The following is a 23,154-nucleotide window of genomic DNA, read 5'->3' on the forward strand; positions in this document are numbered from 1 at the left end:
AAAATACTTAAACGGTCAACATGATTTTGCAAAAGCAGATCACATTAATACAAGTGACCACCTTCATACATTAATGCAACCAATAACCAGCAAACAAATACTGTTGGAACTAAAATCATCCAGATCAAAGTCTTTACTTCATGCTTAAGGTGCATAAATTCACCTACAATATAAAAGGCTTTAACAATAGTCATTCCTGCAAAAATTGCAACCCGAATATGATTTGCCGGTAAAGTAAAGGCGATAATAAATTCAATTACTGTAAGTCCCAATAATATCCAGAAAGTTCTCCAGATAGCTTGCGTTTGTGGCGCAGGTATTACTTTTGCCTCTGTCTCATGTGAAGAATGTGCGTGAGCCATAATTCTTTTATCAGTTATTAGTTAACGATATATTTTATGAATATTCCTCAATTCAGTTTCCCGGATTGAGGAATCATGTTTTTAAACCAGGTAGAAGAAGGTAAATACGAATACCCATACAAGGTCTACAAAGTGCCAGTAAAGACCAACTTTCTCAACCATTTCATAATGACCTCTTTTTTCATATAAGCCTGTAGCAGTATTAAAGAAAATAAGGATATTCAGAATTACACCGGAGAATACGTGAGTACCGTGGAATCCGGTAATAAAGAAGAATAAGTCAGCAAATGCCGGAGGGCCGTAAGGGTTACGAACAAGATTTGCACCTTCAATTGGCAGATTGGTAGCAAGATCCTTCGCTGCAAGAGCAAGTTCCTGTGGTCCGTGAATAAAGTGAGTCCATTCCCAAGCCTGAGATCCTAAGAAGGTGAAACCTCCTAAAATAGTCCAAAGCATCCATTTTTCAACATCTGCACGATCACCACGATGTCCGGCTTCTACTGCCAATACCATAGTTACAGAACTGAAAATCAGAATAAAAGTCATGATACCAACAAATACCAGAGGAAGTTCCATTCCATGTAAGAATGGGACAGCTTCAAATACTTTTTCCGGAATTGGCCAGTGCGTGGTAGCGAAATAAAATTTATCATGAGCTCCTTGCCAGGCTGGCTGGCTAAAACGAATCATGCCGTATGTTACCAGCAAAGCAGAAAAGGTAAAGGTATCTGAGAGCAGGAAAAACCACATCATTAATTTTCCGTAGCTCGCTTTCAAGGGTTCTGAACCACCCGACCATGTCAACTTCTCAGGAACGGCAGGTGCAGCGTGTAATGCAGACATCTTTTAAACTATTTTAGAAATTAAAAATTAACAGACTATTTCTTTTAATTATTATATATTAAAAAGAAAAACAAATACAACCAAAGAATATCCAAAAAGTGCCAGTAAGTAGCACAGATCTGAATTTGATTTAAAGCTTTTGCATGTATTTTCAAACGAAATGCAGAGACAAAAGCAAAACAAAGTACAACTAATCCGGAAATGAGGTGTAAGCCGTGTAAGCCGGAAAACACATATACAAACGAACCAGATGGATTTCCTACAAAATAAACATTAACCGCTACTAACTCTTTCCATCCGAAAAGTTGCATTACTAAAAATACTAACCCAAGCACAAAAGTAATAGAAATAGCGATGCGAAGAGTATTGATATTGTCTTTTTTTGCAGCTAAATATGCAATATGCATAGAAATACTGCTTATTAATAAAACGGCAGAACTATACCAAAATAAAACCGGCAATTTAAATTCTAACCAGTTACCCTCAGCCTTTCTTACCAGATAAGCACTGGTAAATGCTGCGAACATCATCATAATCGATACAATGAATAACCACAGCAAAAATTTCTTTGGATTCATTGAGAGCGTTTCTTTCGGCTCGTCAATATAGTTAATATTTTCTAAATCAGTTGTCATTGTAATTTCAGTCGTTTTTAACCAGAATCAGAATTTAAATAAAATCCGTCCTGTTATTCACAACTATTAAATCTTATCCACTAAAAATGCAATCTGTACTATTGGTAAATAAATGAATGAACCAAACATCATCATCAGGGCAGCTTTATCCGTCGGTTTCATCATTAAATAAAATGTCTGTGACAAAAATAATACCCCACATAACACAGCGACCATTGCAGAATTTACGCCTGTCATGTGCAATAAATAAGGAACAAATCCGCATGGAACCAAAAAGATGGTATAAATCATAATAGTAATAGCGGTCCTTAAATCTTTATGTCCGTTATTAGGCAACATTTTAAACCCGGCTCTTTGATAATCTTCATCTGCTACCCAAGCAATGGCCCAAAAATGCGGAAATTGCCAGAAAAACTGAATAGCAAATAATATACCCGGCTCCAGTCCAAAATGATTTGTTGCCGCAACCCAGCCAATCATCGGAGGAAATGCTCCGGGAATTGCACCGGCAAATACAGAAATCGGTCCGACTCTTTTCAAAGGGGTATAAACAAATCCGTATAAAACGAAAGAGATTACACCTAATAAACCTGCCCGGACATTAAATTCTATAAAAAGGATATAGCTTCCCAAAGCAAGAAGTAAGATGCAATAAATTATTGCTTCACTAACGCTCAGTCTTCCTGTCGGAAGTGGACGTAGCTGAGTCCTTTTCATTAATTTATCAAACTCAATTTCTTTAAGCTGGTTAACAATACTTGCGGCACCTGTTATAAAAAATCCACCAAGACTGATATAAATCAATCTGTTCCATTCCACCACATCCACTGCCAAAGAATATCCGAAAGCACCTGAAAAAGCTACTAAAAAGGATAATCTGAATTTAAGCAGTTCGTAATAAGCTTTTACCTTCCCGGCAAAACTAATATCAAAATTATTCTGTGTACTGATCATTACTTCGTGGAGCTTAATTCAACTCTGCTCCTTTTTTAAACACTATTTCTGAATTAAGTAATAATAAAATTACAAACTGAATACCTAATGCCAGTAAAGCTAAAGTTAAATGTACAGGCTGCACTAAAGGAGGAACACCCAAATAAGCCATAATCATCCCCGTTGCAATCTCAATAATTACCATGAGCAACAGGGCAAAAGCAAATCTGAATAAAATACCTTTGGTCTGAATACTTTTGTTTAGCTTCCAGATTACATAAAAGTGTAATCCCAAGAGTACTAATGAAAACGATCTGTGAATATAAAAGGATAAGCCCATTTGCTCTATCCATACATATCGGTTTTCATAACCAAATATTGAAACTACTTTATCTATTGCCTCTCTGACCTGTGTCCCAAGTAAGACCTGGGCGGTAGAAAGGATTAAGGTCACAATCAAAATTCTATTTAATCCGGGTCTGTCAATCACTGACTCTACTTTCGTAACACTTGACCAGGACCTCGCAATGGCATACAATAACACAAAAATCACTAACACTGCCAGCAACATGTGAGCCGTAACAACACCAGGCTTCAAAAATGAATCTACAACAAACTTCCCGAGAGCACCATTGGCTCCAATTAAAACTACTGCTAAAAACGAGAGGTAAACTATGGTTTTATCTTTTTTAAGATATGGAATAGAGGCGATGAATGTTGCAAAAACGATTATTCCGGTGAAAGCCCCCAATAAGCGATTGACATATTCAATCCATGTTTTTACCGGGTTAAACTCAACTTCACCATGTAACTTTTTAGCATAAATCTGCTGATAATTTAAAGGAAGCTCAGAAACCTGAGTAGGAGGAACCCATCTTCCAAAACACTTTGGCCAGTCAGGGCATCCCATTCCTGAACCAGTACTACGTACAATACCACCTGCCAGAACCAACAAGTAAACTGTAACTATTGTTAAGATACCAAGTTTGCGAAAAAGCATATCTTAATATATAAAACCTTAATCAGATAGATAATCCGAATGGTAGAAAATCTAACCTAACCACCTTATCAGAAGAAAAATTGAGAATATGCTAGATATTGAAACTAACATATTCTCAATCTGAAACTCAATTTATATTCTTGAAATAGGTTATTCAAGAAAAGTATTTGAAAAACAAATCTTAGTGATTGTAAACTCCGTTCTGAGTTTCCAATAATCCTTCTATTTCTTTCTCCTTAGCAATCTCCTCATTTTCCTCCGGTAAGTTAGACTCAGGAGTTGCAGAGAATGGTACGTTCTGAGGAATGAAATCTGAAGCAGAACCTGGTTTACTGTAATCATATGGCCAGCGGTAAACTGCCGGAATCTCTCCTTCCCAGTTTCCATGTCCTAATTCAATCGGAGCTGTCCATTCCAAAGTATTAGAGTTCCAAGGGTTCTGAGTAGCTCTTTTACCTTTAAAAATCGAATAGAAGAAGTTCAAAGCAAAAAGCAATTGAGACGAGAACGTAAGAATTGCAGCAATCGAAATGAACATGTTCAAATCGGTAAATGAGTTCTGAGCATCATTTGCCAATGCTGTAAATGAATAATATCTTCTTGGGAAACCTGCAATTCCGATATAGTGCATCGGGAAAAATACGCAATAAACGCCAACGAATGTACACCAGAAATGAATATACCCCATTGTTCTGTTCATTGTTTTACCGAACATTTTAGGGAACCAGTGATAAACCCCTGCCATTAATCCAAAGAATGAAGCAGCACCCATTACAAGGTGGAAGTGAGCTACTACAAAATATGTATCGTGTAAGTTGATATCAAGAGCAGAGTTACCTAGAATAATACCAGTCAAACCACCTGAAATAAACAAAGAAACCAAACCAATTGAGAACAACATTGCAGGCGTGAAAATAATATTACCTTTCCACAAAGTTGTAATATAGTTAAATGCTTTTACCGCTGATGGCACTGCAATAATCAGGGTAAGGAACATAAATACAGACCCAAGGAACGGGTTCATACCTGTAATAAACATATGGTGAGCCCAAACGATGAATGCAAGTAACGTAATACCCATCATTGAACCAATCATCGCACGGTAACCGAAAATAGGTTTTCTTGCGTTTGTAGCAATAATCTCAGAAGTAATACCCAATGCAGGAAGTAATACGATATAAACTTCAGGGTGACCAAGGAACCAGAATAAGTGCTGATAAAGAATCGGGCTACCTCCCATATTCGGAAGTGCTTCACCTTGAATATAGATTTCTGACAAATAGAATGACGTTCCGAAACTACGGTCAAAAATCAACAATAATGCTGCTGACAATAGTACAGGGAATGACAACAAACCTAAAATAGCAGTAAAGAAGAATGACCAGATTGTCAATGGAAGTTTGGTAAACGACATACCTCTTGTACGAAGGTTAATGATCGTACAGATATAGTTAATACCACCCATCAATTGAGAAACGATGAAGAAGGCCATACTTGTTAACCATAAGGTCATCCCCAAACCAGAACCCGGCATTGCCTGTGGCAAAGCACTTAACGGAGGATAAATAACCCATCCGCCTGAAGCTGGTCCTGTTTCAATAAATAATGAAGAAAACATTATAACTGAAGCAAGGGCGAAAAACCAGAAAGAAAGCATGTTAATAAATCCGGATGCCATATCTCTCGCACCAATCTGCAATGGTATCAGGTAGTTCGAAAACGTACCGGAAAGACCTGCTGTCAGTACAAAGAATACCATGATTGTACCATGCATGGTAACAAGAGCAAGATAAAATTCTTTATCCAGTTTACCTGATTCATCAATCCATCCACCTAATAATGGTCTTAACCATTCAAGGTTCATATCCGGAAAACCAAGTTGAAGACGGAATAAGATAGACAATCCACCACCGAAGAAAGCCCAGATAATACCAGTAATTAAATACTGCTTTGCAATGGTCTTATGATCTTCGGAGAAGACATACTTTTGTATAAACCCTAGCTCATGATGCTCATGCTCGTCGTGTGCATGTGCGTGAGCGTCGTGTGCGTGTAATTCAGCAGTTGCCATAGTTTTTTAATCTTTTGCTATTGAACTAATTTCAAATTGAAACAAATTAACGAAGTGCTGAGCTTGTACCTGCTACCGGAGCGGCTTCAGTTTCAGCAGTAGAGCTATCTGCAGGAGCAGCAGCTTCGATGTATTTACCAGCTTTAGCCTTCAAATTCTCAGGTACTTTAGCCAAGTACGTTGGGTTTTGAGTCAAAAACGGTTTTTGTTGTTTACACCAAGCAGCATAATCTTCAGGCTCATCTACAAATACAGTAATTGCCATACCAAAGTGACCTCTACCACAAATCTCTGTACAGTTTAATTTGTAATTGAAATCAGCTTTACCCAATTCATAACGCATTTCTTCCGTTGACTTATTAGCAACAAACCAGAATTTAGTAGGCATTCCCGGAACAGCATCCATTTTCACACGCTGATATGGAAGATATACAGAGTGTAAAACATCCTGTGCGTGGATTTTCAACAATACAGGTACTCCTTTAGGAATATGCATTTCATTTGCTGTAAAATCATCAAATGAATTCTGATCTGTATAATCAATACCAATGTTATTGGTATCATCAATTAACTTATAATTGTAGTTACCCAACTTGCTGTCATCATTACCAGAATAACGAACATACCATCCGAACTGATGACCAGTTACTTCAATAACTACTGCATTTTCAGGAGCTTTAGAAGTAATATCTCTCCAAGTTCTCCAACCAGTAAATACTAAAACAGCCATTACAATAGCAGGAATTACAGTCCAGATAAGTTCCAGTTTATGGTTTACAGGATAGAAAACTGCTACATTATTTTTCTTCCAACGATAGCGGAAAGCAAAAATGAACAACAAAGCATTGGTTACAAAGAATGCAAAGGTGATAATACCCATAGAGATCCAGAACATTCTGTCTGTAATCAAACCATGTTCTGAGGCTGCTACCGGAAGAAAGTCAGGTTGTGAATGTAAAAATGACCAGGCTGCCCCAATAGATCCTAATACTAAGAATAATACCATTCCAACAGCATTAAGGTTATTCGCTCCATCAACAGGAACCTCACTCTCCGAGTCTTTTTGAATGCCCTTTGACAGAGCCATACTTTTGTTGACAATCATAATTGCCAGCACCAGAAAAACTACCGACAAAAGACCAATTAGATATGTCATGACCTTGAAATTTTAGATTTTTGGTTGTCTATACTTAAAACAGTTCATTAAATGATGAACCTTGATTTTTCAGAAAAATTTATCGGATGTCTTAAGACATCCGATATTATTATCTATGCTATTATTACCTTATTGAATAATTATTCAAATTTAGTAATTAAATATCATGATGTAATGCTTCCTCCAGGAATGGGTGATTTTTTGCTACCAATGAAGCTTTTGTTAATTCTCCTGAGATAACATAAATAAATGCTGAAGCAAAAATAGTAACCATTCCAAATTCAACTAAACCGTATCCTCCATTTGGTCCAAGGGTTCCTGGCATAATCATTTGATAAAAATCAAGGTAATGACCAACGATGATGAATGCACAACAGATTTTCAGGAAAATCGGTGTACGTTTTGCATCACGAGTCATCATGATTAAGAATGGGAAGAAGAAGTTGAAAAATACATTCAGAATTTCAGTCGCCTTATAAACTTTGTCATGACCTTCCCAACGCTCAAGGAAATAGATTGTTTCTTCAGGGAAGTTAGCATAATAGATCAAAAGGAATTGAGCAAACCAAACGTAAGTCCAGAAAATAGAGAAGGCAAACATAAATTTACCCAAATCATGCAAATGATTCGCATTTACATATTGCATATAGCCTTTATCTTTAAGGAAAAGAACTGTTAGCGTAATTGTTGCCAAACCTGTAACATGCCAGCTTGAGAACATATACCAGCCGAACATTGTAGAAAACCAGTGTGTATCAATTGACATAACCCAGTCCCATGCAGACATTGAACTAGAGATACCCATTACAACGATAAATCCTGTAGCAATTCTAACCATTGAATAAAAGTTAGTAGTTCCACCATTCAGATCTTCATCTAATGAGCGTTTACGCATACTTCTCCACAAGATCAGCCACAGGGCAAAAAAGACAACCATACGAATAAGGAAAAATGTCTTATTCAGGTATCCTGATTTTCCGGCAATAATTTTATCATAGTGCTCACTCGCAGGATCAGTGATTCCATGGTGCAACCAGTGGAAAATAACATCTCCTTTGAAAATGAATACTAACAACAATACTGGAAATGTAACGAACAAGAATTTAGGGAAAGCCTCAGGAATTCTTTTTAAAACAGAAGACCAACCAGCTTTTGCCAAATACTGAATCGAAACAAAGAACATTCCGATGATTGCAATACCTGTAAAAAACACTCCGTTTAGCCAAAGGTTAACCCAGATACGATTTGTCCAGTCGTACGCCGCACTATGATGAGAAACGGCTCCACCCGACAGATGTCCTCCGTGCTCAGCACCATGAGCCGCTACAGCATGAGCTGCTTCATGTCCTTCTCCTCTTGACAACAAAAATATTCCAATTACCAGAGCCACTACTCCCGCCACAAAAGCCAAAATAACTCTTTTGCGACCTTCCGACGTGAACTCAAAATGTTCTTCGACGTTTGCTGGGGAAAAATGTGAATGTCCCGCCATATCTTTTATTTGAAAATTTTAAAATTTAATTTGAATATCCGAGAATCAGAAGATTTAAAATTCGAAAGCAAAGACAGGTTTTAAAACAAACTCTATTTCTTTGAAATCAGATTCTAGAATCTTCGAACTGCAAAATTATTGTTTCTGAAGTTCATGAACATATAATACAATTTTCCAACGGTTTTCAGGAGTGATCTGAGAGCCATGAGCCCACATACGTCCTTTTCCATAAGTAATTGTATGATAAATATGCCCGTCATTGACATCTTTCAAAGCGTCACTTGAATATACAGGAACACCTTTGTACATTTTTCCAACCAACCCGTCTCCTTTTCCCGCCTCACCATGGCAATGCTGACAAAAACGCTCATACTGCAATTTCCCAGCCTCGATGTTTTCAGGAGTAGCTGTAAAAGGGTTTTTCAAAATAGCTTCTGACATAGCAATACTGTCAGATGGTACAAGACGAGCTGTTAAGTCTTCCTGTAATAATGCTCTTTTTACTGAATCGCTCAGATTTGCAGGATAGTAGCGACGAGCAACTGTTCCTTTCACCGGCAAACGCATATTCATTCCGTGAGGATTGATAGTATTTGTATCACCTTCTGATTGGGTCATTGGCTCATATGCCACCGAATGGTACATATTAGGAGCAAATTCAGTACCTGGATTATTGTGGGTGTCTCTACACGAAGACATTGCTATTGCAACTGCTCCGGCGACTAGGAAACCCTTTGTTTTTATGGTAAACATATTCTTAGAAATATTAGTCGTTGGTCATTGGCTTTTGGCGATTAGGCTCAGCCTATTTACCAAAACATTTGCCTACTATTAAAACTGCTTCACGTTTACTTCGATAGCACCTGACTCTTTCAATACAGATTCGATTTCATTTTCAGACAATCTGTTACTACCTAAGTTAACAGCCATGATAAATTTATCATCTGTTCCTCTCAAATCGAAAAGTCTTGGCTCTTTACCTGGCCACAAGCCATTAGAAGCTAAAAATGTGAATACCATACCAAAAGCGGTAAAAAGTACAGTCCCTTCGAAAGATACGGGAATCCAGTCAGGCAACGCAAAAGCATCTTTACCCCCGATAATCATTGGCCAGTCAAAAACCATTGTATAACTAATCAATGACAAAGCACAGGTTAAACCGGTTAGTCCAAAAAGGAAAGCAGCTTTAGGAATACGAGTTCTTGGATGACCTAATGCTACATCAAGTCCGTGAATCGGGAATGGTGTATAAACTTCTTCAATTTTAACACCTTTGCCTCTTACTTCACTAACAGCATGTAATACTTCATCCTCATCTTCGTAAATTCCAACTAAATATTTTTGATTCGTATCCATTGTGTATTTACTGTTGTAATGTTGTTATAAATAGTGATTAGCAAGCTGTGATTTGAGAATTATGATTTTCCTGTTCCGGTAGAGTATAATTCTCAAATCACCAGTCACTAATTAATGAGTCGTCGTCTTGGCTTTTCCACCACCGTGAGATTTCTTATGCGGGTAATTCGAAGAAACACCCTTCATTACGGCTTTAACCTCAGCCATGTTTACAACAGGAAGGAATTTAGCGAATAAAAAGAAAAGTGTAAAGAATAAACCGAATGAGAAAATATAATCACCCATGTCATACATTGTTGGTGAGAACATTGCCCATGAAGATGGCAGGTAGTCACGGTGTAATGAAGAAACGATGATTACAAAGCGCTCGAACCACATACCAACGTTTACAACGATTGACAAGAAGAATGAAACCAAAAGGTTCGTACGAATGCTTTTGAACCAGAACAGCTGTGGAGAAATAACGTTACAAGTCATCATCATCCAGTAAGCCCACCAGTATGGACCTGTAGCACGGTTGATAAAACAGTAGCTTTCATATTCAACACCTGAATACCAGGCAATGAAAAACTCTGTCAAATATGCAATACCTACAATGGAACCAGTTACCGTCACAATGATGTTCATCATTTCGATATGTTCAATTGTAATATAGTCTTCAAGTTTAAATACAACCCTTGTGATTAACAACAAAGTCTGTACCATCGCAAATCCTGAGAAGATCGCACCGGCAACGAAGTAAGGAGGGAAGATTGTAGTATGCCATCCCGGAATTACTGAAGTTGCAAAGTCCATTGATACAATTGTATGTACAGAAAGTACAAGAGGTGTTGAAATACCTGCAAGGATTAATGATACGTATTCGTAACGAGCCCAGGTTTTAGCGGATCCCGTCCAGCCTAAGCTGAATAAACCATACCAGAATTTAGAAGCCTTGGTTTGTGCACGGTCACGGATTGTTGCTAAATCAGGAACAAGACCGATATACCAGAACACTAATGATACTGAAAGATATGTCGAAATCGCAAATACGTCCCAAACCAACGGAGAGTTAAAGTTAACCCAAAGAGATCCGAATGTATTAGGAAGAGGTAATGCCCAATAGAATAACCATGGACGGCCCATGTGAGCAAGGATAAAAGAAGCTGCACAAAGTACGGCAAAAATAGTCATCGCTTCAGCTGAACGGTTGATTGAAGTTCTCCATTTCTGACGGAACAACAATAATACGGCAGAGATAAGTGTACCTGCATGACCAATACCAACCCACCATACAAAGTTAGTGATATCCCAAGCCCAACCTACAGTTTTATTTAATCCCCAAACTCCGATTCCTTCCCACCAAGTCCAGAAAAGACAATAAGCTCCGTAAGCAAAGATAACGCAAGAAACACCAAAGGCAATTTTCCACTCTTTCGTTGGTGCTCCTTCTACTTGCTTACAAATATCGTGTGTTACGTCGTGATAAGATTTGCCCCCGTCAACGAGATGCTCTCTTATAGGTGATACTACGTGCGACATATTTTAGAAATTATAAATTTTGAATTATAAAGTTTTGAATTACAAACTGAAGAATGATGAATCGGTTTGCTGCTCTCCTCATCATTATTCATTTATAATTAATTATGCATGCTCTTTGTGTTCAACTTTCGCTTCTTCTTTCTTAGCTTCTTTTTCCTTATTACGGATTTTAACAAGATAAGAAACATTTGGCTTGATATTGATTTCTTCAATCACTCCAAATGCACGTCCTTCACGTTCAACTTCTAATAATTTAGAGATTTCTGATGACGGATCATTCATATCTCCGAATGTAATAGCATTAGTTGGACAAGATTGTGAACAAGCAGTTTGTATTTCGTTTGGACCTGGTCTTCTTTTCTCTTTCTTCGCTTCCAATTTACCTGCCTGGATACGCTGAACGCACATAGAACATTTTTCCATAACCCCACGTGAACGAACCGTTACGTCAGGGTTAATTACCATACGTCCAAGGTCATTGTTGAAATGGAAATCGTAATCATCAGTCTGGTAATAGCGGAACCAGTTGAAACGACGAACTTTATATGGACAGTTGTTAGCACAGTAACGAGTACCGATACAACGGTTGTAAGTCATTTGGTTCAACCCTTCAGATGAGTGAGTTGTCGCCAATACCGGACAAACTGTTTCACATGGAGCGTTGTTACAGTGCTGACACATCATTGGCTGGAAGACAACTTCAGGATTTTCTGAAGCATGCTCCAATCCTTTTAAATCATCAACACTAGCATCAGAAGAGTAATAACGGTCAATACGCATCCAGTGCATCTCACGACGGTTAACAACTTCCTGACGACCAACTACCGCAACGTTATTTTCTGCTGAACATGATACGATACAAGAACTACATCCTGTACAGGTATTAAGGTCGATAACCATACCCCAGGCATGATTATTATATTTATGTCCATTCCAGATAGAAATGTCCATTGCAGACTTTTTACCTTCAGCAGTTGTAATTTCCGGTCTGAAACGTCCGGCTAAAACATTTTTCTGATATTCAGCCAATACGGTTTCCTGAACTACCGCTTCACGGGCCATTACAGTATTGTGTGTCTGCGTACGCGCTAGCTTTCTGTCTTTTCCGGTAAGTTTAATCTGAACGTCACCAGTATTGAAAAACGCTAAGGTATTATTTACTTTAGTAATAAAAGGATAAGCGTTTACTCCGACACCATTTGCAGACTTCCCTGCTGCGGTACGGCCGTAACCGATAGCAATTGCAATAGTATCATTTGCCTGACCCGGTTGAATCAGCAATGGCAATTTTACTGATTTACCATTCACAGAAACCTCAACCTCCTGAGTATCAAGTTCAACTTCACCTTCAAAATTTAATTTCTTGGCAGTGGCAAGTGAAACTGTTGCATAATTATCCCAACATGCTTTAGAGATAGGTTCAGGACATTCTTGCAACCATGGATTGTTTGCCTGAGAACCTGTTCCCATAATTACCTTCTCATAAATAGCTAATTCCAGTTTATCAGAAGGTTTGTAAGCAGCAGCAATTTTAGCTGAGGCATCAGCAAGATCAACTGCCGGAACTGCTGAAGACGAAGCGATACCTGCCGGTTCGAAAACGCCATCATGTAAAGCATTACTCCAGGCAAGTTTACCACCTTTTAGAAGATTAGTTTTCCAGTTACTTTCAAGATATGAAGCATAATCTCCATTCAAACCAGCCCAAACCAAAAGGCTTGATTGTGTCTGACGGGTCTTGAAAATAGTTGAGATTGTCGGCTGAGTTAAAGAGTAGTATCCTTTCTTCGGTTCAGCATCATTCCATGATTCAAGATAATGAGAATCAGGAGTATTATATTTACAAAGAGAACCAGTCTCATCTGCTCTGTCGTTGGTAGAAATAGAAAGGGCAACTTTTGGAAGAGCCTCTGCTAATTCAGCACCCAGCGGGTGATTATAAACAGGGTTTGCATTATAGAAAATTACCCCTGCAATTTGTCCTGCTTTAGCTTCGCTGATAAATGAAGCCATCTCAGCATCATTCCCCTGACGGTAGTTAGTTGAAGCAGCCAAATCGATTGTTACACCATAAGAACCTAAAAGGGCATTAATAGCAACAACAACTTTCTGAACTTCCGGATCATTTGAACCTGATACTACCAAGGCAGCACCTTTAGAAGCAACAAGATCAGCAGCAGCTTTGTCTAAATGATCAATTTTAACAGAAGGAGCAGAAACAGGAGCAGCACCTAATTTATGAGCAACAGCATTATATAATGATGTTACTACCAATCCTTCCTGTGAAGGTTTATAAGCAGAACGATAGTCAGCGTTACCTCCGGTCATTGACATAATTGTCTCAAACTGATAGTGACGTGACATTTCTTTGTTACCTCCTTTAGCAGAGCTTACTCTACGTCCTTTTGCCCATTGTGCAGCATAATCATCAGAACCTAACCATGTTCCCAGGAAATCAGCACCAATTGAAACAATAGTTTTTGCTTTACTGAAATCAAAACTTGGTAAAACACCACCATTTGCCTGAATCAGACCTGATGCAGAGTTTGCATCATAAGTAACGTGTTTTGTGGTTGGGTATTTAGTAATGAAGTCAGCTATTACCTTTTTAGTAGTAGGAGAGAGGATTGTATTAGAAACAATTCTGATCTGTCCACCCTGAGCAGCAATTCTGCCTAGTTCAGCAATAATTGCTTTATCTGCAGAAGCCCAATCCGAAGCTTTTCCGGAAACCTGAGCTCCTTTTAATTTTTCGTTATCATAAAGACTCAATACCGATGCATGAACGCGGGCAGAAAGACCTTTGGTAAGAGATGAAGAAGGGTTAACTTCTAATTTGATAGGACGACCTTCACGGGTTTTAACCAGCACTGAAGCATAATCACCCCCATCTGTAAATGTTGATGCATACCAGCTTGCGATAGTCGGCTCAACATCTTCAGGTTTATTTAAATAAGGGATTGTGTTCTTTACAGGCGCTTCGCAGGCGGCCAATGATACAGCAGCAACTCCGAAACCTAATACCTTAAGAAAATCACGGCGATGAGTACTTGTTCCATCCACCAGACTTTCACCCTTATAATCGTTTTCAGAAGGCTTACTTCCGAATTCGTTATGAATGTTTTTTACGAAATCAGCATCGTTGGTTAACTCCTCTATACCTCTCCAATACCTTTTTGTAGTATTTTCCATATTATATATATGTATAAATCTTCAATTAAGTTAATTCAAAAACCAAACCTTTTTGAAAAGATTTGGTATTTCATGTACGTATTAATAGTGACACTTAGAACATTCTAAACCACCGATATTCTGAACTTTCAATGGCTCTTTATGATCTTTATTGTGAATTTCAACCAACTTATCATAGTAAGCGTTGCCTTTAGCATTGACATCCGTCTTTCTGTGACAGTCGATACACCAACCCATTGTCAGAGAAGAACGTTGTTCAACTACTTCCATTTTCTCAATTTCGCCATGGCAATTCTTACACTCAAGTCCTCCGACATTAGTATGCTGAGAGTGGTTGAAATAAGCTAAGTCAGGAAGATTATGAACACGTACCCATTGAATTGGCTCATCTTTTTCAATAGCACGATAAATTTTCTGAATTTCAGGAGATTCACGCTTGATGGCATTGTGACAGTTCATACAAATGTTTGCAGAAGGAACGTTTGCACCTTTTCCTTTATAAACGCCTGTGTGACAATAGTTACAATTGATCTGATACTGACCAGCGTGTAATTTGTGAGAGAATTGAATTGGTTGCTCAGGTGCATAACCCTGATGAATACCTACTCCGTAAGCAGCATCAATGGTAGCTTTACCAATCAAGAGTGTAATTAACAATGCCGCACCGGTTTTAAAGGCATTGTTACCTGCTAACTTTTTTCCGTTTTCAGCAAGTCTTTGAAGAAAAGGAACATTTTGAGCTGCTTCAGATTCAGGATCAACTGAAGCAAGTTTTGAAAGAGTAGTAACAATTGACAGAAGTGCTACTAAAACTAATACCATTACTAATAACAATGCTACCAGAATGTATTCCATCATACCTCCGTTAGAAGCACCTGCCGCCGGAGCTGCCTGAGTACCTCCTGCCGGAGCGGCGCCCGCTTGCGGAGTTGCCGGTGCAGCCTGAGCATCAATATAAGCTACGACACTTTTAATCTGAGCCTCAGAATATCCAGGATAAGGAGTCATCTGTGCCTTATTGAACTTATTGTAAAGGTCATTGGCATATTTATCTCCAGAAGCGATAACTGCCTGCGGGTTATGTACCCATTTTACAATCCAATCAATTGGTCTTCTCTGACTTACACCCTGAAGACCAGGCCCTACTAAAGTTTCTGCATTCGTATTGTGACAAGCAGCGCAGTTATTTTTGAAAATCTGTTCGCCCTCGGCTGGGTCTTGAGCATTCACTCGAACAACTAAGGCGAGAATGCCTAAAACTGCCGTTAAAGCAACAATTTTCAAGCGTTTCATGGTTATCATAAGAATTATATAACTTATTTATTAAATAGTAAACACAAATTATTCTGAACTGATAATTTTTTAAAATACACGTTAAAACTTCAAGAATTAAACTTCAATGAGTCATCGATTGAGCCGTAAAAACGTAATTTACCCACCATTTCGGGTCACAAAAGTACAATCGGATTTTTTATGAACCAATTAATTTTTTATTCATTTTATGCAAAAACAGCCCTTCTCTTTCAAATTTAGAATGATTCTGAATTGCAATCAGGGCCATCAAATCAAGCATTCTATTTATTCTGTTAAAAATAGGATAATAAAAAGATTGCATTCATTTTACACAAAAATATTTTCCATGAAAAGTATTTTGATTCTCAAATAGTTAGCCTAAAAGAATTTGAATCTAATAATTATCTGTGGAATAGCCAAAACAAAAGTCTGTCATTGAACTCAAACTTTTGTTTTTAAATCGTAAAAAAATCAATATCAAATTATTTTCTGACAACTTTTCATTTGTCCGAATTGTTACACAATATTCCTTAGTCCATTCTTTCCTTATAATGGTCTGTCTTCAAATCATGCGATTTTTATTACCATCACAAGACAATCTCCTGCATTTCGGTTTTCAGAAAATACAGATAAAGTTTTTAAAACATCGGACCTGAAACAATCCGGTTAAAACATTATCCGTTAAAGTACATTTTGCCGAAATTCTTAAAATTCCCTGAAAAAGCAGCGTAACAGAAATGAAATGTCAAAAATAAGGGATGATATACTGTCAGAGTAAATTATCGGAAAAGAGTTTAAGAAAGAATCCGATTATAAAAATTCCGGGAAAGGCAAAAAAAATACCTCTGATTGCTCAGAGGTATTTTAGGAAGAGGTCTCGAGCGGATTCGAACCGCTGTAGAAGCTTTTGCAGAGCTCTGCCTAGCCACTCGGCCACAAGACCATTTATTTGTGTTTCCAGAATGCAAAATTACGGCATAAATTTAAAAATTAAAAATAATGTTTTTTTAAAATATCACTTTTTTAATTCATTTCTATCTAACTACCTGATTTTTAAACATATCGAAATTAATATTTTTCAACAATTTTTTCAAACGGTACTAAAAGCAAAAGCGATAGCCATTTCCGGCTACCGCTTTCAGGTATTTAATCAAAAATTTCAGAGATTATTCGCTTTTCGCTTTTTTCTCCAATTTTTTAATAGCTTCTTCACGAGCAGCGCCTTCCATTTGTTCTTTCAAAGCTGAAAGAGCATCAAGATCACCCATTGTTGATTTCTCAACGGTAGCAGCTACTTTTTCTACTGCTTTCGCAGTTTTCTTTTTCTCCTCCTGAACTGCTTCTTCTTTCACGTCAGAATGAATCTTTGTGTGAGAAAGCATGATCTTACGATCTTCTTTAGAGAACTCAAGAACTTTGAAATCTAATGACTCACCAACTTCAGCGATTGAACCATCTTCTTTAGTCAATTGCTTGATCGGAGCGAAGCCTTCAATTCCGTAAGGCAATTCTAAAGTAGCAGTTTTGTCATTTTTAGACGTAACTGTAGATTTATGAATTGAACCTACTGTAAAGATTGTTTCGAAAGTATCCCAAGGGTTTTCTTCCAATTGTTTATGTCCTAAAGCCAGACGACGGTTTTCAGCGTCAAGTTCTAAAACAACAACATCTAAACCTTCACCTACTTTAACGAATTCTGAAGGATGTTTTACTTTCTTAGTCCATGAAAGGTCAGAAACGTGAACCAAACCATCGATTCCTTCTTCCAACTCAAGGAATAAACCAAAGTTAGTAAGATTACGAACAGTTCCTCTGTGTTTAGAACCTACTGCATATTTAGAAAGTAAATCTTGTTTAGTCCAAGGATCTTCAGTCAATTGTTTGATGCCTAATGACATTTTGCGCTCAGCACGATCAAGCGTTAAAACAACTGCTTCGATTTCATCACCAACTTTCAAGAAATCCTGTGGATTTCTCAAATGCTGAGACCAAGACATTTCAGAAACGTGGATCAAACCTTCAACGCCCGGCAATACTTCCAAGAAAGCACCGTAATCAGCAACGTTAACGATTTTACCTTTTACTTTAGATCCGACTTCTACTTCAGAAGCTAAAGCTTCCCAAGGATGAGCCTGAAGTTGTTTCATACCCAAAGAGATACGTTTTTTGTTCTCATCGAAATCCAAAACAACAACCTGAATCTTCTGATCAAGTTTAAGCAACTCCTGCGGATGATTGATACGTCCCCATGAGATGTCTGTAATGTGCAATAAACCATCTACACCACCCAAGTCGATGAACACACCGAAGTTGGTCATGTTTTTGATAACACCTTCCAAAACCTGTCCTTTTTCAAGGTTTGTCAAAATTTGTTGACGTTGTTGCTCAAGATCTTTCTCGATAAGTACTTTATGAGATACAACAACGTTATCGTTAGCGTGGTTGATTTTCACAACCTTCACTTCCATTTTCTTACCTACGAAAATATCGAAATCACGAATTGGTTTCACGTCGATTTGTGAACCTGGTAAGAATGCCTCAACGCCATAAATATCAACGATAAGACCTCCTTTAGTACGACGCTTAACAAAACCATCGATAACGATATCCGTTTCAAGTGCTTTTTCAATATTAGACCAAGCAGTCATCACTTTCGCCAGTTTGCGGGAAAGAATTAACTGACCATTTGAATCTTCCTGATTTTCTACGTAAACCTCAACCTGATCACCAACTTTTAATTCCGGCATATCACGGAATTCAGTAGTAGAAACCATACCATCTGATTTAAATCCGATGTTTAAGATTACTTCTCTGTCCGTAATACCAACTACTGTACCTACAACAACCTCTTTTTCAGTAACCTGATTAAGAGTACCATCAATAAGAGCTTCTAATGTTGCTCTTTCTTCAGCAGAGTAACCTCCACCGAAACCTTTACTACCGACTAAATCCCAGTCGAAATCTGCAGCTTGCTTGTTAGCCATGTTTTTTGTGTAAAGCCCGGGATACATCAATGCGGTGGGCTAACGCATTGAAATTAAGTTGAATACCTTGTTTTCCTGAAGAATTTATTATCAGGGGTGCAAAGGTAAGATTTTTTTGTGAAAAATATGATATCTGAACAGAAATATTTCCGTTAACTACTTCTTTTTGAGGGCATAACCTTTCTTTCTCCTGTTTTAACCTATTCGTTAAAGCAATTTGCTCATCCGATAGTTTTCCGGATATTTAAAATGAGGCATTTTATCAGACTCAGATTATTTACTTTTAAGGAGATAAAATTTCATTTTTCTGCTCCGCGCAGGGCAGAACATTTTGAAAAGAAAAACTATTTGTGCAACTTTGACACAATTCAAATTCAATCCTTTTTAACTGAAAAATTGTAATTATGAAAAAAATCACCGTAATGCTATCGCTGGTCCTGATAACTGCTCTTATCAGCTGCGATAAAACTAAATCGAAAAGCGACTCAGAAACAACAAAAGACTCATCAAAAGTGGAATCAGCTGGTAATAAAACTGTTTTCGGTAAACTTCCTGACGGAACGGAAGCCGACCTTTACACACTTAAAAACAAAAATGGTATTGAGGTTAAAATCACCAATTACGGCGGTATCATTGTTTCATTAAAAACACCAGATAAATCAGGAAAATCAGAAGACATTGTACTTGGCTTTGATTCTCTCAGCTCATATCTGCAAGACCCTCCTTATTTTGGCGCCATCGTTGGCCGATATGGTAATCGCATTGCGAAAGGGAAATTCACACTTGACGGAAAAACTTATACTTTAGCACAAAATAACCTTGGCAACCACCTTCATGGAGGATTGAAAGGTTTTGATAAAGTATTATGGACTGTCGAAGAAGCTTCAGACAGCACTTTGAAACTTTCATATCTGAGCAAAGACCTGGAAGAAGGATATCCGGGAAATTTAAAAGTAAACGTAATTTATACGCTCTCGGAAGATAATGCTTTGAAAATTGATTATGAGGCAACCACAGATAAAGCAACGGTTGTTAACCTGACCAATCATACTTATTTCAACCTCACTGCCGGAAAAAGAGATATTCTTGACCATGAATTGCAGTTGCAATCTACCCAATTTGTTCCGGTCGATAAAACACTTATCCCAACAGGAGAATTAAAATCCGTAAAAGGTACACCTTTCGATTTTTCAAAATTCACTAAAATCGGGGCAAGAATTAATGAAAAGGACGAGCAGCTCAAACTGGGAAATGGATACGACCATTGCTGGGTTCTCGATCATAAATCCGGCGGACTGGAAACATTAGGAGCATTATATGAACCGGAAAGCGGGCGTGTAGTTGAATTTGCTACTACAGAACCGGCAGTACAATTCTATTCCGGGAATTTCCTGGATGGCAAATTTACAGGAAAAGCCGGCGTTAAATACCAATTCCGCTACGGTGCCTGTCTTGAAACGGAACATTATCCTGATTCACCAAATCAGCCGAAATTTCCGACAACGGTCCTGAAACCAAATGAAGTATATAAAACCTCAACGGTTTACAAATTTTCGACTAAATAGCGGTAAAACTTAAAATGGGCAGAGGATTTATCTCCTGCCCATTTTAGTTTGTTGCCAGGTCACTGGCCAAATCACCTGTTTTTTCTTTCTTTCCACTGACAAAAGGAATCCAGCTCTCCTCAACTGTTCCTGAAAAATCTCTTAAAAACATCACAAATGATGGTTTATAAGGCTTTACCTTGAGCGGCATTTTTGCTTCCTCCGGAGTGAGATCTCCCTTTTTAGAATTGCAACGCTTACAGGCTGTGGTCAGGTTATCCCATGATGTTTTTCCGCCTCTTGATTTTGGTATTACGTGATCAAGCGTCAAATCTTCTGTGGCTCCGCAGTACTGGCATCTTCCGCTATCCCGCTTGAAAATATTCTGACGTGAAAGCATAATCCCTTTATAAGGCAGATAAACGTAACGGTGAAGACGAATTACGGAAGGCATTGGAAAGGATTTCGAAATAGTGCGTAATTGTTCATTAGCTGACTCAGAGACCAAATCAGCTTTTTTAAGGTACACTAAAAGAAAAGCTTTGGGTATTGAACAAATCGTCAAAGCACTGTAATCCTGATTTAAAACTAAGACTTTCCTCCCCATAAGAACTATGTTGTTTTAGGTTTTACGAAAATTAGTTAATAATCCTGAAAAAATAACGGCTTGATTTAAAAAATAGTTTCAGTGTAATGCGCTTATAATCATCATTGCAATATTTTGACAATCAAAAGCTTTACTAACCATTTATGTTAACATTATGCTAACAAATTCTTAATTTTCACCCAGGCTTTCAAAAGCCTTCATTTCCCGGAAATAGCGGGGTATATTCTGAAAACACGCCCTCAAATGTGTAAATTAGGGCCAGGATTCAAATCACCTGAAAATACGTTCAAAATTTTTATCCTTTCTGATACAAAAGCCAGAGACAATTCTTACTTATTTTCAAACATGCTGCAGACTAAATCTATATTCGAAGAGCGTCTCGAAAAGTTCAAAACAGAAGAGAACTACTATCAAAAAAAATACAACCAATGGGCTTTATTAAGAGGGTTAATTTTTATTGGAGGGGTTGCGTTATGTTATCTGGTCAATCATTATTATAGTTTTGAATATACTATTCTCTCATTTGCGGCTTCCATTGCATTTTTTTTCTTTTCGATAAATAAACACCTCAGAATAAAGGCATTAAGAGATAAGTTCAGAAACCTTGCCGAATTAAATAAAGATGAGTTATCCAGACTTAACGGTATTTTTCTGAGACAGGAAACAGGAGAGGAGTTTGCTGTTAAAAATCATTTTTATGCTTTTGACATTGATCTGTTCGGAAAACATTCATTATTCAAATTAGTAAACCGGACGCGAACTTATGCCGGCGCAAAACTGCTGGCAGAATGGCTGCAAAATCCTTCGGATTATCAGGAAATTCTATCCAGACAAAATGCTGTTTCTGAACTAAAACCCTTAGTTGACTGGAGGCAGGACTTTGAGGTTTCGGCAACCCTCTCTCAGGAAACACATGAACCTGTTGACAGGCTTCTTGAATGGGTGATGAAACCTGAAAATGAGAAAATTCATTCTGAAAAATTCAGGTTATTAAGATATCTTCCTATTCTAACTTTATTACTATTAGCTGCCTGGATTTCAGGATTTCTTAAAATTGGATTTTTTCTTGTTTTTCTGGCTATTCATGGCTTGATTCTAAGGCAGATTATACATGCCGTTTCTCAGGCAATTGAAGATACCAATCGTATTTCCGGAACTCTCAGAGCATATGCTGATCTACTAGAGCAAATTGCTGATCAGTCATTTCAGAATGAAAAACTAAAATCTCTTCAAAACAAAATTTTGAATGCTTCACCGGAAGTATTCAAACTGGAGGATATTATCAGAAAATTAGGAAACAGGACAAATCCATTTTTTGCGTTGGTAGCAGGAGTTCCTCTGCTATGGGATTTACAATATTTTATAAAGCTTGAAGACTGGCGAAAAAAGAACCGGAATTTCTTAAAAACCTGGCTGGATGTTGTCTCTGAGTTTGAGGCATTAAACAGCTATGCAGGACTGGCTTTTGCCAATGCGGACTTTATTGCGCCATCACTCAATGATAATGCGCTGAATCTGAATGTCAAAAAAATGGGACATCCTCTTATTCATTTTGAGAAGCGGATTACAAATGATATCTCACTCAATGGTATAGGCAAAACCATTATCATCACAGGTTCAAATATGTCAGGGAAAAGTACTTTCCTGCGTACACTTGGTATAAATATAAGCCTTGCTTTATCAGGAGCTGTGGTATGCGCCTCGGCATTTAACTGCTCAGTTTTCCAGCTTTTCACCAGTATGCGGACCCAGGACTCTCTGGAAGAAAGTACCTCTTCTTTCTATGCAGAATTAAAAAGACTGCAACAGCTGATCGGATTAGTTTCAACTCCGAAATCAGACGAAAGTCTGCCGGTTTTATATTTTCTTGACGAAATTCTGAAAGGCACCAATTCAAAAGACAGACATTCCGGAGCAAAAGCTCTTATCTTTCAATTGCATCAAACTAACTCTTCCGGATTTATCTCTACTCACGATGTTGAGCTTGGAGATGAACTTGAAGGTTCAGATTTCATTGAAAATTTAAGTTTTTCATCAGAAGTAATTAATAATCAGTTAATTTTTGATTATACACTGCGTAAAGGCGTTTGCCATAGTTTTAATGCAAGCCAGCTGATGAAACAAATCGGAATCAGGATTGCATAAAAAACGGCGGAACATGATGT

17 protein-coding genes and 1 tRNA gene are annotated in these 23,154 nt (G+C 37.8%); 2 read left to right on the forward strand and 16 right to left on the reverse strand.

From position 1 onward, the window contains the following. Nucleotides 1–44: 44 nt before the first annotated feature. The 15 genes from BM179_RS18095 to rpsA all read right to left on the reverse strand — a co-directional run bounded on the left by BM179_RS18095 (nt 45) and on the right by rpsA (nt 18,838). Nucleotides 45–362 (reverse strand): cytochrome C oxidase subunit IV family protein, encoded by a 318-nt coding sequence (locus tag BM179_RS18095; protein ID WP_092018575.1) that lies wholly within the window; start codon nt 360–362, stop codon nt 45–47. 81 nt (nt 363–443) lie between these two features. Further along, nucleotides 444–1,205: a cytochrome c oxidase subunit 3 gene (locus BM179_RS18100; RefSeq protein ID WP_092018576.1), complete on the reverse strand. Its 762-nt coding sequence runs from the start codon at nt 1,203–1,205 to the stop codon at nt 444–446. 44 nt (nt 1,206–1,249) lie between these two features. Next, complete coding sequence (locus BM179_RS18105) at nt 1,250–1,840, reverse strand: cytochrome c oxidase subunit 3 (RefSeq protein WP_092018577.1); 591 nt, start codon at nt 1,838–1,840, stop codon at nt 1,250–1,252. A 66-nt stretch (nt 1,841–1,906) separates the two neighbouring features. Continuing rightward, the gene (cyoE, locus tag BM179_RS18110; protein WP_092018578.1) at nt 1,907–2,794 is read right to left on the reverse strand and encodes a heme o synthase; all 888 of its coding nucleotides are present in this window, start codon (nt 2,792–2,794) and stop codon (nt 1,907–1,909) included. Nucleotides 2,795–2,807: 13 nt separating this feature from the next. Continuing rightward, nucleotides 2,808–3,773 (reverse strand): COX15/CtaA family protein, encoded by a 966-nt coding sequence (locus BM179_RS18115; RefSeq protein WP_092018579.1) that lies wholly within the window; start codon nt 3,771–3,773, stop codon nt 2,808–2,810. Nucleotides 3,774–3,954: 181 nt separating this feature from the next. Continuing rightward, nucleotides 3,955–5,844 (reverse strand): cytochrome c oxidase subunit I, encoded by a 1,890-nt coding sequence (locus BM179_RS18120; protein WP_092018580.1) that lies wholly within the window; start codon nt 5,842–5,844, stop codon nt 3,955–3,957. A 46-nt stretch (nt 5,845–5,890) separates the two neighbouring features. Further along, nucleotides 5,891–7,000, reverse strand: coding sequence for a cytochrome c oxidase subunit II (locus BM179_RS18125; RefSeq protein ID WP_092018581.1), 1,110 nt, complete (start codon nt 6,998–7,000; stop codon nt 5,891–5,893). A gap of 157 nt (nt 7,001–7,157) precedes the next feature. After that, nucleotides 7,158–8,492: a quinol:cytochrome C oxidoreductase gene (locus BM179_RS18130; protein WP_092018582.1), complete on the reverse strand. Its 1,335-nt coding sequence runs from the start codon at nt 8,490–8,492 to the stop codon at nt 7,158–7,160. A 135-nt stretch (nt 8,493–8,627) separates the two neighbouring features. Continuing rightward, entirely contained in the window at nt 8,628–9,245 is a 618-nt protein-coding gene (locus BM179_RS18135; protein ID WP_092018583.1) for a c-type cytochrome, read from the reverse strand. 78 nt (nt 9,246–9,323) lie between these two features. Next, on the reverse strand, nt 9,324–9,848 hold the full coding sequence (locus BM179_RS18140; RefSeq protein ID WP_092018584.1) for a DUF3341 domain-containing protein: 525 nt from the start codon (nt 9,846–9,848) through the stop codon (nt 9,324–9,326). Nucleotides 9,849–9,959: 111 nt separating this feature from the next. After that, nucleotides 9,960–11,369, reverse strand: coding sequence for an NrfD/PsrC family molybdoenzyme membrane anchor subunit (nrfD, locus tag BM179_RS18145; RefSeq protein ID WP_092018585.1), 1,410 nt, complete (start codon nt 11,367–11,369; stop codon nt 9,960–9,962). A 102-nt stretch (nt 11,370–11,471) separates the two neighbouring features. Next, entirely contained in the window at nt 11,472–14,561 is a 3,090-nt protein-coding gene (locus BM179_RS18150; RefSeq protein ID WP_092018586.1) for a TAT-variant-translocated molybdopterin oxidoreductase, read from the reverse strand. 81 nt (nt 14,562–14,642) lie between these two features. Further along, nucleotides 14,643–15,854, reverse strand: a complete 1,212-nt coding sequence (locus BM179_RS18155) for a cytochrome c3 family protein (RefSeq protein ID WP_229632979.1) — start codon at nt 15,852–15,854, stop codon at nt 14,643–14,645. Between the two features lie 872 nt (nt 15,855–16,726). Further along, nucleotides 16,727–16,797: transfer RNA gene (locus tag BM179_RS18160), tRNA-Cys, on the reverse strand. A gap of 223 nt (nt 16,798–17,020) precedes the next feature. Next, nucleotides 17,021–18,838, reverse strand: coding sequence for a 30S ribosomal protein S1 (gene rpsA / locus BM179_RS18165; RefSeq protein WP_092018710.1), 1,818 nt, complete (start codon nt 18,836–18,838; stop codon nt 17,021–17,023). Between the two features lie 404 nt (nt 18,839–19,242). On the opposite strand from rpsA, the gene BM179_RS18170 reads away from it, so the two are divergent. Further along, nucleotides 19,243–20,403 carry an aldose epimerase family protein gene (locus BM179_RS18170; protein ID WP_092018588.1) on the forward strand — a complete coding sequence of 387 codons (1,161 nt, stop codon included), beginning with the start codon at nt 19,243–19,245 and terminating at the stop codon, nt 20,401–20,403. Nucleotides 20,404–20,446: 43 nt separating this feature from the next. On the opposite strand, the gene BM179_RS18175 is transcribed toward BM179_RS18170, so the two are convergent. Beyond that, nucleotides 20,447–20,989: an HNH endonuclease gene (locus BM179_RS18175; RefSeq protein WP_092018589.1), complete on the reverse strand. Its 543-nt coding sequence runs from the start codon at nt 20,987–20,989 to the stop codon at nt 20,447–20,449. 345 nt (nt 20,990–21,334) lie between these two features. Between BM179_RS18175 and BM179_RS18180 the strand changes: the two genes are divergently transcribed. Further along, nucleotides 21,335–23,134, forward strand: a complete 1,800-nt coding sequence (locus BM179_RS18180) for a MutS-related protein (protein ID WP_177219446.1) — start codon at nt 21,335–21,337, stop codon at nt 23,132–23,134. Nucleotides 23,135–23,154: the final 20 nt, after the last annotated feature.

Origin of the sequence: Pseudarcicella hirudinis (genome assembly GCF_900115665.1) — a bacterium.
Classification (GTDB): Bacteria; Bacteroidota; Bacteroidia; order Cytophagales; family Spirosomataceae; genus Pseudarcicella; species Pseudarcicella hirudinis.